The 12,809-nt window shown below is 64.2% G+C and carries 12 protein-coding genes and 1 pseudogene; 9 read left to right on the top strand and 4 right to left on the bottom strand.

Annotated elements, in window-relative coordinates; translation table 11 throughout:
• Positions 1-120: 120 nt before the first annotated feature.
• The 3 genes and pseudogenes from ABIB73_RS02155 (at position 121) to ABIB73_RS02145 (ending at position 2,930) form a co-directional block, all read left to right on the top strand.
• Complete coding sequence (locus tag ABIB73_RS02155; protein WP_354220965.1) at positions 121-1,104, top strand: HAD family hydrolase; 984 nt, start codon at positions 121-123, stop codon at positions 1,102-1,104.
• Between the two features lie 47 nt (positions 1,105-1,151).
• Positions 1,152-1,351 (top strand): annotated as a pseudogene (locus ABIB73_RS02150) (phenol degradation protein meta); the annotation flags it as partial.
• A 106-nt stretch (positions 1,352-1,457) separates the two neighbouring features.
• Complete coding sequence (locus tag ABIB73_RS02145; protein WP_354220963.1) at positions 1,458-2,930, top strand: arylsulfatase; 1,473 nt, start codon at positions 1,458-1,460, stop codon at positions 2,928-2,930.
• 48 nt (positions 2,931-2,978) lie between these two features.
• Here the strand turns inward: ABIB73_RS02145 and ABIB73_RS02140 are convergent, their stop codons facing one another.
• Complete coding sequence (locus tag ABIB73_RS02140; protein WP_354220961.1) at positions 2,979-3,962, bottom strand: ATP-binding protein; 984 nt, start codon at positions 3,960-3,962, stop codon at positions 2,979-2,981.
• A 179-nt stretch (positions 3,963-4,141) separates the two neighbouring features.
• Here ABIB73_RS02140 and yajC point away from each other — a divergent pair, with 179 nt between their 5' ends.
• Genes yajC through ABIB73_RS02110 form a run of 6 tightly spaced genes read left to right on the top strand, consistent with a single transcriptional unit; the run spans position 4,142 to position 9,781 of the window.
• Positions 4,142-4,510, top strand: a complete 369-nt coding sequence (gene yajC, locus ABIB73_RS02135; RefSeq protein WP_354220959.1) for a preprotein translocase subunit YajC — start codon at positions 4,142-4,144, stop codon at positions 4,508-4,510.
• Positions 4,511-4,558: 48 nt separating this feature from the next.
• Positions 4,559-6,157, top strand: coding sequence for a protein translocase subunit SecD (secD, locus tag ABIB73_RS02130; protein WP_354220957.1), 1,599 nt, complete (start codon positions 4,559-4,561; stop codon positions 6,155-6,157).
• A 10-nt stretch (positions 6,158-6,167) separates the two neighbouring features.
• Complete coding sequence (gene secF / locus ABIB73_RS02125; protein WP_354220955.1) at positions 6,168-7,187, top strand: protein translocase subunit SecF; 1,020 nt, start codon at positions 6,168-6,170, stop codon at positions 7,185-7,187.
• A gap of 60 nt (positions 7,188-7,247) precedes the next feature.
• Positions 7,248-7,631, top strand: a complete 384-nt coding sequence (locus ABIB73_RS02120; RefSeq protein ID WP_354220954.1) for an Mth938-like domain-containing protein — start codon at positions 7,248-7,250, stop codon at positions 7,629-7,631.
• Positions 7,628-8,491, top strand: coding sequence for a phytoene/squalene synthase family protein (locus tag ABIB73_RS02115; RefSeq protein ID WP_354220952.1), 864 nt, complete (start codon positions 7,628-7,630; stop codon positions 8,489-8,491). The genes ABIB73_RS02120 and ABIB73_RS02115 overlap by 4 nt, the downstream gene beginning before the upstream one ends.
• 45 nt (positions 8,492-8,536) lie before the next feature.
• Positions 8,537-9,781: a threonine ammonia-lyase gene (locus ABIB73_RS02110; protein ID WP_354220950.1), complete on the top strand. Its 1,245-nt coding sequence runs from the start codon at positions 8,537-8,539 to the stop codon at positions 9,779-9,781.
• 6 nt (positions 9,782-9,787) lie between these two features.
• Here the strand turns inward: ABIB73_RS02110 and ABIB73_RS02105 are convergent, their stop codons facing one another.
• The 3 genes from ABIB73_RS02105 to ABIB73_RS02095 all read right to left on the bottom strand — a co-directional run bounded on the left by ABIB73_RS02105 (position 9,788) and on the right by ABIB73_RS02095 (position 12,809).
• A complete protein-coding gene (locus ABIB73_RS02105) occupies positions 9,788-10,966 on the bottom strand; it encodes an aminotransferase class V-fold PLP-dependent enzyme (protein WP_354220948.1) in 1,179 nt (392 codons plus the stop codon).
• Positions 10,967-11,063: 97 nt separating this feature from the next.
• A complete protein-coding gene (locus ABIB73_RS02100; protein WP_502918383.1) occupies positions 11,064-11,621 on the bottom strand; it encodes a CAP domain-containing protein in 558 nt (185 codons plus the stop codon).
• Between the two features lie 93 nt (positions 11,622-11,714).
• A complete protein-coding gene (locus ABIB73_RS02095) occupies positions 11,715-12,809 on the bottom strand; it encodes a serine/threonine protein kinase (RefSeq protein ID WP_354220944.1) in 1,095 nt (364 codons plus the stop codon).

The following is a 12,809-nucleotide window of genomic DNA, read 5'->3' as shown; positions in this document are numbered from 1 at the left end:
TTGTTACTGAGGCTCACGTTGCACGAGCTTGACCGATAAGGACTTCACGATCGAAACGGATCGACAATGAAACAGATCATGCGATGTCCTCGCCTTGACCGACGCGTTCTGCTTTCGTCAATGGCGATGCTTCCGCTCCTCTCTGCCGCTCTGCGCTCCACACCCGCGGTGGCGCAAACGCAAGGCGACCCGTTGCCGTCCTGGAACGAGGGCGTCACAAAAACGTCGATCCTCGATTTCGTCGCGCGCGTCGCGACGCAGAACGGCCCCGATTTCGTTCCGCCCGAGCATCGCATCGCAACTTTCGACAATGACGGCACGCTCTGGATCGAGCAGCCGGTGTACGTACAGCTGGCCTTCGCACTCGACCGCGTGAAGGTCATGGCGCCCCTGCATCCGGAATGGAAGACCAAGCAGCCGTTCGCAGCGGTGCTCGACAACGACTTGAAAGCGCTGGCGGCTTCCGGCGAAAAGGGATTGGTCGAGATCATCGCGGTAACACATGCCGGGATGACGACAGCTGAGTTCGAAAAAATCGTGACCGACTGGCTCGCGACCGCGCGTGATCAACGCTTCAAGCGGCCCTACACGGAGCTGGTCTACCAGCCGATGCTGGAATTGCTCGCCTATCTCCGGGCCAATGGCTTCAAGACCTTCATCGTGTCAGGCGGCGGCATTGAATTCATGCGGCCATGGACCGGGCGGATCTACGGAGTGCCGCCGGACCAGGTCATAGGATCGTCGATCAAGACCCGATTTGAGATGAAGGACGGTGCGCCGACGCTCTTCCGGCTCCCCGACATCAACTTCATCGACGACAAGGCGGGCAAGCCGATCGGTATCAATGAGCACATCGGCCGGCGTCCGATCGCCGCCTTCGGCAACTCCGATGGTGATCTCGAAATGCTGCAATGGGCGACACTAGGCGCCGGTGGCGCGCGGTTTGGCCTGATCGTTCACCATACGGATGCGGAACGTGAATATGCCTACGACCGCGACTCGCATTTCGGGAAGCTCGACGTCGCGCTCGACGCCGCGGCGGTCAACAAGTGGACGGTCGTCGACATGAAGAAGGACTGGAAGAGAGTTTTTCCGTTTGACTAGGGTTGCGACGCGAATGGGGCATGCGGCGTCAAAGCACGCGGACTACGTCGCGGGTTCTCGGCATCGGTCCGCAGTTCGGCTATTTTTTTCGGTCGGCGGCATGCAGGGATATCTGAACATAAAGGGATATGGCGAATTCGATGCGGCGAACCGGCCGTCGGGCTGGAATACCTGGCTGACCTTTGCGATCTCGCCCGCCGCGCCTGATAGTACCGTTGCGCCGACCCGGCAGAGGGTGATGAAGTAAGGGTGAACCGGGACAAATGCGCAAACAGGCAATCGGCTCCAGCGGCACGTAGGGATTTGGGTCCCGACCTCGAACGGGGGAACGGCCTACTGATCGGAGGGCAAAAATGCCGACGAGCAAGAGCATCTGGCTCGGTCCTTTAGCATCGGTCGCCGCGGTCGTGATTGCTAGCGCGCCCACCGCAGCGCAGCAACCCAAGAAGCCCAACATTGTCGTCATGCTCGCGGACAATCTGGGCTATGGCGAGTTGGGCGTCTATGGCGGCGGTATCCTTCGTGGCGCGCCCACCCCACGTATTGACGCGCTCGCCAGCGAGGGTATGCGACTGCTCAACTTCAATGTTGAGGCGCAGTGTACGCCGTCCCGGTCGGCCCTGCTCACGGGGCGCTTTGCGATCCGCTCCGGCACGTACGAAGTTCCGATCGGCGGTATCCCCGACGGATTGACACAATGGGAGATCACGACGGCGGAGCTGTTGTCGGGGCAGGGCTACGCGACCGGGATGTGGGGCAAGTGGCATCTTGGCAGCGCCGAAGACCGGATGCCTACCAATCAGGGGTTCGACGAGTGGTATGGCATCCCGCGCACGTATGACGAGGCGATGTGGCCGTCGCTGGACGAGACAAAGAGCATGTGGCCGTCGGTCGGAAACAGCCAAGGCTGGGATGCGAAAGTCGTTCACCCCCAACATATCTATGAAGCACGCAAGGGCGATAAGCCGCGACAGGTCGCTGTGCTGGATGTGGATCGCCGCCGCACCATGGACGCGGAAATCACCGGCCGCGCCGTGGAGTTCATCAAGCGCAACGCGAGCTCAGGCAGGCCATTCTATGCCTACATTCCGTTCGCGCAGGTTCACATGCCGACGCTTCCAAATCTTGAATTCGCGGGCAGAACCGGCAACGGCGATTGGGCCGATTGCCTGGCCGAAATGGACTACCGCACCGGGCAAATCCTCGATGCCATCAAGCAAGCAGGCATCGAAAACGACACGCTCGTGATATTCGCCAGCGACAATGGCCCGGAGGCGACCAACCCCTGGGAGGGTGACAGCGGACCTTGGCGTGGAACATACTTCACGGCGATGGAGGGCTCACTGCGGGCCCCGTTCATCATTCGCTGGCCCGGCAAGGTGCCGGCGGGCCGCATCAGCAACGAGATCGTTCACATCGTCGACCTCTTCACGACCCTTGCGCGGGTCGGGGGCGCAGAGATCCCCAAGGATCGCGCGATCGACGGCGTGGATCAGCTGGATTTCTTTTTGGGCAAGCAGGAGGCGTCCAATCGCGAAGGGTTCCCAGCCTACGTGGCCGACCGCCTGTCAGCCGTCAAATGGCGAAACTGGAAAGTCCATTTGATCTGGCAGGAAAGCATGTACGCCACGCCGCAGAAATTGCCCTTGCCGAGAATCATAAATCTACTGACCGACCGGAAGGAGGAGCGCGATGTTGCCGCGCAAAACTCCTGGGTCGCCGATCCCGCAGTGAAAATCATCGGAGAACTGGAAGCGAGCTTCAAGAAGTACCCGCCGATCAAGCTTGGCACCCCAGATCCCTACGCGCCGCCACAAGCGCGCTGAGTCCCGCCTTCGGGAAAAGACAGGCGCAAGCGGATTGCGATCCGGCCGCTATTTCGCCGTCAGCTTCACGCCGAGCCGTCCCGCAAGCTCCTGCACGAACTGCCAGGCGACGCGGCCCGAGCGCGAACCGCGGGTCGTCGACCATTCCAGCGCCTCGCGCTCCAGCGCCTCGTCGTCGACCTTGACGCCGAAATGGCTGCAATAGCCGCGCACCATGGCGAGATATTCGTCCTGGCTACAGCGGTGGAAGCCGAGCCAGAGGCCGAATCGGTCCGATAGCGAGACCTTTTCCTCAACCGCTTCGCCGGGATTGATCGCGGTCGAGCGCTCGTTCTCGATCATCTCGCGTGCGAGCAGATGGCGGCGGTTGGAGGTGGCGTAGAGAATGACGTTCTCGGGCCGTCCTTCGATGCCGCCCTCGAGCACGGCCTTGAGCGATTTGTATGAGGCATCGTTGCCGTCGAAGGAGAGATCGTCGCAGAACACGATGAAGCGGAACGAGGAGGCGCGCAATTGGTCCATCAGCGCGGGCAGGCTTTCGATATCTTCGCGATGGATCTCGATCAGCTTCAGCCTGTCGGCCGGCTTGCGGTCTGCATTGATGCTGGCGTGAGCCGCCTTCACGAGCGACGACTTGCCCATGCCGCGCGCGCCCCAGAGCAGCGCGTTGTTGGCGGGCAGGCCGCCTGCGAAGCGCTCGGTGTTCTCCATCAGGATGTCGCGCATCCGGTCGACGCCCTTCAAAAGGAACAGCTCGACGCGGCTGACCCTTGGCACCGCGGAGAGGCGGCCGTCCGGGTGCCAGACGAAGGCATCCGCCCGCGCAAACGACTCGGGCGTTGCGGCCGGCTTGCCCTGAGCCGAAAGGTGCGCCGCGATGGTCTCCAGCGCACGGATGACGCGCTCCTGGGAGAGGTCGACGGGGGCTGCCGTGGGGGTTGCCTTGGGGCGTTTTGCCGCGACGCGGGCGGGCTTTCTGGCAGGGGTGCGGGGGCCTTTGCCGGCCGGGCTTTTGCTTGGTTTTCTGGGCATGTCCGAAGTTCCTGAGAATGCAGCCTTATCGGGCCTGCGCGCCCGCCGCAAGGTGGCCAAATCGACGGTCTGGCAGCGTTGCAATTGGGGCGGCGGCCGCTATAGTCCGCGCGAATTTGACCGAGCCGGTCGCCCCAAGGGCCTGACCGGCTTCCCCCGTTTCCACGAGGATCGTCCGAATGCTGATTACCCCTGCGTATGCCCAGGCTGCGGGCGCCGGCGACACCAACAGCATGTTGATGTCGCTGCTGCCGTTCGCCCTGATCTTCGTGATCATGTACTTCCTGATTCTGCGCCCGCAGCAGAAGAAGGTGAAGGATCATGCCGAGCTCGTGAAGAACATCCGCCGCGGCGACACCGTCGTCACCTCGGGCGGCCTCGTGGGCAAGGTCACCAAGGTGGTCGATGACGACCAGATCGAGTTCGAGATCTCCGATGGCGTGCGGGTGCGCCAGATGCGTTCGATGATTTCCGGTGTACGCGCCAAGGGCGAGCCGGCCAAAGAAAGCGCCAAGGAAAGCGCCAAGGACGACACCGCGGCCAAGTGAGCGCTCGCGCGAGTCTCTTAAAGTCTCCTGATCTGACAGGTCCAGTCGATGTTGTATTTCACGCGGTGGAGAGCGCTCGGGATTATCCTGACGGCGCTGATCGTGTGCCTCTGCGCGGTCCCGAACTTCTTCCCTGAGGCGCAGGTCAAGACCTGGCCTGCCTGGGCGCAGCGCCGGCTCGTGCTCGGCCTCGACCTCCAGGGCGGCTCCTATCTGTTGCTCGAGGTTGATTCCAACTATGTGAAGAAGGAAAAGCTCGACCAGGTCCGCGACGATGTCCGCCGCGCGCTGCGCGAGGCCAAGATCGGCTATACCGGCCTTGTGACGCGCGGCGACACCGTCGAGGTCCGGGTCAAGGACACCGATCTCCAGCCGGCGCTCACCAAGCTGCGTGACCTCGCGCAGCCGATCGGCGGCCTGCTCGGGTCGGGCAGCCAGCGCGACCTCGACGTGACCGACGCCGGTGGCGGTTTGATCCGCCTGGCGTTGTCGCAGCCGGCCATGATCGAGCGCATGCGCCGCACCATCGAGCAGTCGATCCAGATCGTCGAGCGCCGCGTCAACGAGCTCGGCACCGTCGAGCCGGTGATCCAGCGCCAAGGCACCGACCGCATCCTGGTGCAGGTCCCGGGCCTTCAGGATCCGACGCATCTGAAAGAGCTGCTCGGCAAGACCGCGAAGATGGAATTCCGGATGGTCGACACGTCTGTGCCGCCGGACCAGGCGCAGCGGGGCGGACTGCCGCCGGAATCCGAGCTGCTGATGAGCACGAGCTCGCCGAAGGTGCCTTACGTCGTCAAGAAGCAGGTGCTGGTCTCGGGCGGCGAGCTCACCGACGCGCAGACCGGATTTGACCAGCGCACCAACGAGCCGATCGTCAGCTTCCGCTTCAACTCGACCGGCGCACGCAAGTTCGCGCAGGCGACACAGGAAAACGTGGGTCTGCCGTTCGCTATCGTGCTCGACAACGAGGTGATCTCGGCACCGGTGATCCGCGAGCCCATTACGGGCGGGCAGGGGCAGATCTCCGGCAATTTCACGGTCCAGTCCGCCAACGATCTGGCCGTGCTGCTGCGCGCCGGCGCGCTGCCGGCGCCGCTTACGGTTGTCGAAGAGCGCACCGTCGGTCCGGGCCTCGGCCAGGACTCGATCGAGAAGGGCGAACTCGCGGCCTATGTCGGCTCGATCCTGGTCATCGTGTTCATGCTGCTGACCTACCGGCTGTTTGGCGTGTTCGCCAATATCGCGGTGGCGATCAACGTCGCCATGATCTTCGGCCTGTTGTCGCTGCTCAACGCCACGCTGACGCTGCCCGGCATCGCCGGCATCGTGCTCACCGTCGGCATCGCGGTCGACTCCAACGTGCTGATCTACGAGCGCATCCGCGAGGAATTGCGGGGCGGCCGCAATGCGATCTCGGCGATCGACGCCGGCTTCAAGCGGGCGCTCGCGACCATCCTCGATTCCAACATCACGACCTTCATTGCCGCTGCGGTGCTGTTCTACATCGGCACCGGCCCGGTGCGCGGCTTCGCCGTGACACTCGGCATCGGCATCATCACCACGGTGTTCACCGCCTTCACACTGACCCGGCTGATCGTGGCCGGGTGGGTGCGGTGGAAGCGGCCGCAGAGCGTGCCGATCTAGGAGCCTGACCGTGACTCACTTCGTTCTCATCGGGCTTGGCATCCTCATTGTCGTCCTCACCGTGGTCTCGGTGTTCGGCCTGCTGCCGTCGCTGCGCATCGTCCCTGACGATACGCATTTCGACTTCACGCGCTTCCGCCGCATCAGCTTCCCGATCTCGGCGGCGCTGTCGATCGTCGCGATCACGCTGTTCTTTACCCACGGCCTGAATTTCGGCATCGACTTCCGTGGCGGCACGCTGCTCGAGGTGCAGGCCAAGTCCGGCACCGCCGACATCGGCGCGATGCGCACGACGCTCGATGCACTGCATCTTGGCGAAGTCCAGTTGCAGTACATCGGCGGCCCGAGGGACGTCCTGATCCGCGTCGCGGAGCAGCCGGGCGGCGACGCCGCCCAGCAGGAGGCGGTGCAGAAGGTTCGTGGCGCGCTCGGCGATGCCGTCGAATACCGCCGCGTCGAGGTGGTCGGCCCACGCGTCTCCGGCGAATTGCTGGCCTACGGCATGCTCGGCCTGATGCTCGCGATCGTCTCGATCCTGATCTACCTCTGGTTCCGGTTCGAGTGGCAGTTCGCACTCGGCGCCATGATCGCCAACGTGCATGATATCGTGCTGACCATCGGCTTCATGTCGATCAGCCAGGTCGATTTCGACCTGACCAGCATCGCAGCACTTCTGACCATTCTCGGCTACTCGCTCAACGACACCGTCGTCATCTACGACCGTATTCGTGAAATGCTACGGCGCTACAAGAAGATGCCGATGCCGCAGCTTCTCAACGAGTCAATCAACTCGACGCTGTCGCGTTCGATCATCACCCACTTCACCGTGACATTGGCGCTGCTGGCGCTGCTCCTGTTCGGCGGTCACGCCATCCACAGCTTCACGGCGGTGATGATGTTCGGCGTGGTGCTGGTCGGCACCTATACCTCGATCTTCATCGCGGCGCCGATCCTGATCTATCTCGGCGTCGGCGAGCATCGTGAAGATGCGGTCGAGAAGGCTACGCCGGCGAAGAAAAACAAGGCATGATCCGAACCGCAGGCCCTCGCAGGAGTTTGCGAGGGCAGTAAGCCCATTCGGACGAAGCTCATGGCCGGCGATCCCAACGCACCGCATTTCCCGCGCTCGGCGCCGATCGAGGCCTATGGCAAGGGCGGCTTTGCCTTTGCCGGCATGTCGCATCGCGGCTCGCTGCTCTGCCTGCCCGATGCGATCTGGGCCTGGGACGTGACCGATCCTGCCAGGATCGACCGTTATTCGCTCGAGCGGGTCTTCGCGGCTGCCAACAGCATCGACACGCTTCTGATCGGCACCGGAACCGGGGTGTGGCTGCCGCCGCCGGAGCTGCGGCAGGCCCTGAAAGCAGTGAGGGTGGTGCTGGACACGATGCAGACCGGCCCCGCCGTGCGCACCTACAACATCATGATCGGCGAACGCCGCCGCGTTGCGGCCGCGCTGATCGCCGTGCCATGACCAACGCCGCACCTTCTGCCGATAGCGCTGCCTTCTGCGCCGACCTCGTACGCAGCCATGATTTTCCGCGCTATGTCGCCACCTTGTTCGTGCCCGCGGCCGAGCGCCGCGCGCTGCTTGCGCTTTACGCCTTCAATGTCGAGATCGTCCGCGTCCGCGATCAGGTCAGCCAGCCCTTGCCCGGCGAAATCCGCCTGCAATGGTGGACGGACATGCTCTCGGGTCATGCCCATGGCAGCGCCGAGGGCAATCCGGTGGCTGCGGAGCTGTTGCGCGCGATTCGGGATTTCGACCTGCCAGTCGAGCCATTGTCGCAACTCGTCGACGAGCACCAGTTCGATCTCTACAACGATCCGATGCCGACCATGACGGCGCTCGAAGGCTATCTGGCTGCGACCTGTTCGGCGTTGTTCACACTGGCAGCCCGGATCATGGCGCCGCCTTCGGAGGCCGTCGAGCATCTCGTGCGGCATGCCGGGCTGGCGCAAGGCATCGTGCAAATCATCGCCAACCTGCCGCGCGACGCCGCGCACCGGCAGTTGTTCCTGCCGCAGCAGCTTCTGGCCAGCCACGGTTGCCGCATGGAGGATGTGTTCGCCGGCAAGGAGACGCCCAATCTGCGCACGGCGCTGGACCAACTGATGAACGAGGCGCAGCAGCACCTGGCAACGGCCGTGTCGCTGCTTGCGGGGGTACCGTCGTCTGCGCGGCCTGCGTTTCTGCCTTTGAGCCAGGCGCGGGCCGATCTCAAGCGCCTGTCGCGGCCGGAGCGCAATCCCTTCGCGCCGCAGGCAGTGTCGCGCCTGCGCACGCTGTGGACGCTGTGGCGGGCTTCACGGTCTCGGGAATTTACCAAATAGCGGTTGGCTTATCGCCCGGGCCGGCCAAATGCTCTATGCTGTCCTATGGCTGACTTGTCCCGAACCGTATCCTCCGATCTGAGTGGCTTTCCGGTCGCGCCGGCCGACATTCATGCGGCTGCTGATACGATCCGGGACGCCGTCGTCGAGACGCCCTGTAGCTACAGCCGGACGCTGAGCAACATCTGCGGCTGCGAGATCTGGCTTAAGTTCGAGAACCTCCAGTTCACCTCCTCGTTCAAGGAGCGCGGCGCGCTGAACCGGCTCACGGCGCTGACGCCGGAGGAACGTGCGCGCGGCGTGGTCGCGATGTCGGCGGGTAACCACGCCCAGGGCGTTGCCTATCACGCCAAGCGGCTCGGCGTTCCCGCCACTATCGTCATGCCCGTGGGTACGCCGATGGTGAAGGTCGAGAACACCAGGCATCACGGTGCCGAGGTGGTCGTCACCGGCGCGACGCTGGAGGAGGCGGCCGCGTTCGCGCGAAGCCACGGCGAGGCGCGCGGCATGATCTTCGTCCACCCTTACGACGATCCGCTGGTCATCGCGGGACAGGGCACGGTTGGGCTGGAAATGCTCAAAGCCGTGCCGGAGTTCGATACGCTGGTCGTCCCGATCGGCGGCGGCGGCCTGATCAGCGGCATTGCCATCGCCGCAAAGTCGTTGAAGCCATCGCTGCGGATCCTGGGCGTCGAGGCCTGGCTCTATCCCTCCATGTACAACGCCATCCATGGCGGCACGCTGCCCGCGCGCGGCGATACGTTGGCCGAGGGCATTGCCGTGAAATCGCCCGGCAAGATCACCACCGAAATCGTCCGCCGACTCGTCGACGATATCGCGCTCGTGAACGAAGCCGAGCTTGAGCGGGCGGTCGCAACCCTGATCTCGATCGAGAAGACGGTCGTCGAGGGCGCCGGCGCCGCCGGCCTCGCCGCGATCATGTCCGATCCCTCGCGCTTCGCCGGCAAGAAGGTCGGATTGGTGCTGAGTGGCGGCAACATCGACACCAGGCTGATTGCCTCGGTGCTGACGCGTGAGCTCGCGCGCGAGGGACGGCTGACCCAGCTTTCGCTCGATATTCCGGATCGGCCGGGCCAATTGGCCGCTGTCGCAGCGCTGCTGGCCGAGGCCGGTGCCAACATCATCGAAGTCTCGCACCAGCGGACCTTCTCCGACCTGCCAGCCAAGGCGACGCTGCTGCAACTCGTCATCGAAACCCGCGACAGCGCTCATCTCGACGAGGTCATGGCGAGGCTCAGCGCATCCGGACTGAGCGCGCGCTGCACTTGAGCGGCGCTATGGCGGCGCCGAACCTGCGAGGTGGCCGATCAACCGATCGATCTCGGCCTCGGTGTTGTAGTAGTGCGGGGATGCGCGCACGACCACTGGCAGCGAGCGCACTTCGGCGTCGATGCGGGTGCTCGATGGATCCGATGCGCCGATCGTGATGCCAGCCGCGGCGGCGCTGCTGACGATGGCTTCTGCTTCGTATCCCTTCATCGTGAAGCTGACGATGGCACCAGGCGCGCGTCCGAGGTCGCGAATTGTGACGCCACGAATGGATGCGATGCCGCTGCGAAGACGGTCCGCAAGCATGCGGCAGCGCTGTTCGATCGGGTCTATTCCAATATCGAGGGCGTAATCGATGGCAGCGCCGAGTCCAAGCCGGGCTACGTAGTTGTTCTCCCAGGTCTCGAAGCGGCGCGCATCGTCGCGGAGCCGGTATTCATCCCGCGAGACCCAGGGTGCTGCGAAGTGATCGATCATCGGCGGTTCGAGTCGTCGTAATATGTCCCGGCGGACGTAGAGAAAGCCTGTACCCCTTGGGCCACGCAGGAATTTGCGGCCGGTTGCCGACAACATGTCACATCCGATCGCTTCGACATCGACCTCCATCTGGCCGACCGCCTGGCAGGCGTCCAGCAGATAGGGAATGCTCCGCGCTCGCGCGATCTTGCCGACGGCCGCCGCTGGATTGACGAGACCGCCATTGGTCGGGACCCAGGTGATCGCGATCAGTTTGACGCGCTCATCGATCATGCGCTTGAGCGCGTGGATGTCGAGTTCACCGCTGGCATCGCTCGGCACGATGTCAATCGTCGCGCCTGTCCGCTTGGCGACCTGGAGAAACGCGACATAGTTGGCCGCGTATTCCGCTTCGGCGGTCAGGATCCGGTCGCCGGCGCGAAACCGAAGCGCGTAGAACGCCATCTGCCAGGCAACCGTCGCGTTCTCCATGAGGGCGATTTCATCCGGCGTGGCATTCAACAGCCGAGCCACCGAGCCATAGACAGATTCAAGCCGATCGGACTCCCGGTCGGCCGCGGCGTAACCCCCGATCTCGCTCTCAAGATCGATATGTCGCTTCATCGTCTCGACGACGGGCGCAGGCATGAGAGCGGCTCCCGCATTGTGGAGATACGCGAGCCGGGAGGCGGCCGGTGTGTCGGCACGTATTCGGTCGATGTCGATCAAGTGCGCCTCCACCTCTCGCGGCCCTCCTGCATGAATTAGACGCGTCCAGGAACGTGAGCAAGATGGCGAGCAGCGGGGAACGATGCCTGGCGCCGTCTCAGATGCAGAGGCCGAGCAGCTTGATGTGGCAGTTGCTGGATTTGGGCTTGCTTGCAGGAGCGGTCTCGCGTTTCACGGCAACCAGCGGCTCCTTGTCCTTCTTGCCTTTGCCCGGCTTCGGCTCGTAGTCGCCTGCGATCTCCATCGCCCAGTAGGTCCGCTTGCCGCTGGCATTTTTGGCGCTCGCAATGCCGACGCGGGAGGCGTTGTGCAGCAGCAGGTTCTTGCGGTGCCCGGAGGAATCGATCCACTGGCCGAGTGTTTTCTCGAAGTTGTCGTAACCGTAGGCGATGTTCTCGGCAGCGCGGCCCGCGCCGGCCGGCGTGATACGCCGGTTGAACGGGCCGAGAGTCTCGTGGCTGAGGTCATCCTTCGCCGCCATCGCACGGGCCTGGTCCATGGCAATGCGGTCGAGGGTGGCATCGCGCACCACGCGGACCTCACCGTGCTTGAGGCGGAAGCTGGAGATCATTTCGGCCGGCGACTCGCCGGCCATTGCGGGCGCCGCCAGCAGCAGAAGGCCGGCCACGATTCCGCCAACCGTACGACGTGTCATCGTCCCCCAGAGGTTCATCGCTCACCAAGCCGGCGCGCTACCCGGCCGCTTCTCCATCGGCAATGTGGACGCTTCAAGGCGCGGCCTGCGACGCTAGCCCGTCGGCAGGTCCGCCTCGAAGTTGAAGCGGTCGCGCAGGTTTTTGCGCTGCTCCAAAATGTCCTTCAGGAAGGCGCGATCCTGGTCGTTCTTCATCATCGGCTCGATCAGGTCGAGTTGGTTCATCGCGACCAGTTGCAGGATCTCGGTGCGCGGCTTGCCGCCGGTATCGCGCGGCAGCGCGTGCACGACCTGGATGTGTTCCGGCGGCTTTGGGCCCTTGGCGGCCGAGAGCTCGTTGCGGAGCTGACCTTCGAGCGCGGCCTGATCCGCTTCGACGAAGGCATAGAGCCCGACGCCCGAACGGCGGTCGGCAAAGGCGACGATGGCGGTGTCGCGTACGGCCGGATTCTTGCGGATCAGCTCGGCCAGCACCGGCGCATCATTGACCAGACGGCGGCCGCCGCCCTCGCGGTCGGTGAAGTTGAACAGGCCGCGCGTGATCGCCCGATAGACCTTCTTCCCGGTGGCGAGCCACAGGCTCGCTGCGAACGATTTCTTTGCGAGGATCTTTCGCTCCCGTGGCGTCAACGCCTCCGGCGCATAGGAACGCTTGTGCTTGAGCAAATGCCGGAGGTCTTCATAGGCCAAGATGCGATAGAGCCGGCCGCGGCGGCTAAAGCAGGCCGCGAGCTGGAAGTCGGTCACATAGGCGCGGCCGTCGCGGCCGACCAGCCAGTTCTGCTCCTTGGCAAGGTCGTTGTGGCAGATGCCGGCGCGGCGCAGCCGGCGCAACGCCGCCTTGGCCGAGCGGAAATAGGCGAGGTCGCCGTGCGGCTTGGCCAGATGCAGCGCGACGCCGTCGACGAAGCCGCGGACCAAGGCGCGGCGGCCGGCCCACAGCAGTTCGGGGCCGACGTTCAGGCCCTTTGCCAGCGCCAGCGCATGCTTTTCGCGCGCGAACAGGTGGCGCGCGAGCAGGAACGACCACCACGGCACCTCGTCGAGCCGGCGCAGCACGGCGTCAACTTCGCCGCTGTCGCCACGGAAGCGTCCGCGCTCGACGGTCGAGAACACGTCGCGCTTGAGCAACACGCCCTCGGTCCAGCGCGCCAAGAGCACCGCGGCGTCGTCTTTCGGGAGATTCAT

Source organism: Bradyrhizobium sp. F1.4.3 (assembly GCF_040548375.1).
Classification (GTDB): Bacteria; Pseudomonadota; Alphaproteobacteria; order Rhizobiales; family Xanthobacteraceae; genus Bradyrhizobium.
Note: the sequence above shows the minus strand (reverse complement) of the source record. Positions and strands in the feature narration are given on the sequence as shown.

Coding starts and splice junctions, on each gene's coding strand:
- yajC (WP_354220959.1), top strand. CDS start 4,142: ATGCTGATTACCCCTGCGTATGCCCAGGCTGCGGGCGCCGGCGACACC.
- secD (WP_354220957.1), top strand. CDS start 4,559: ATGTTGTATTTCACGCGGTGGAGAGCGCTCGGGATTATCCTGACGGCG.
- ABIB73_RS02110 (WP_354220950.1), top strand. CDS start 8,537: ATGGCTGACTTGTCCCGAACCGTATCCTCCGATCTGAGTGGCTTTCCG.
- ABIB73_RS02100 (WP_502918383.1), bottom strand. CDS start 11,621: ATGACACGTCGTACGGTTGGCGGAATCGTGGCCGGCCTTCTGCTGCTG.
- ABIB73_RS02120 (WP_354220954.1), top strand. CDS start 7,248: ATGGCCGGCGATCCCAACGCACCGCATTTCCCGCGCTCGGCGCCGATC.
- ABIB73_RS02095 (WP_354220944.1), bottom strand. CDS start 12,809: ATGAATCTCCCGAAAGACGACGCCGCGGTGCTCTTGGCGCGCTGGACC.
- ABIB73_RS02155 (WP_354220965.1), top strand. CDS start 121: ATGGCGATGCTTCCGCTCCTCTCTGCCGCTCTGCGCTCCACACCCGCG.
- ABIB73_RS02140 (WP_354220961.1), bottom strand. CDS start 3,962: ATGCCCAGAAAACCAAGCAAAAGCCCGGCCGGCAAAGGCCCCCGCACC.
- ABIB73_RS02115 (WP_354220952.1), top strand. CDS start 7,628: ATGACCAACGCCGCACCTTCTGCCGATAGCGCTGCCTTCTGCGCCGAC.
- ABIB73_RS02145 (WP_354220963.1), top strand. CDS start 1,458: ATGCCGACGAGCAAGAGCATCTGGCTCGGTCCTTTAGCATCGGTCGCC.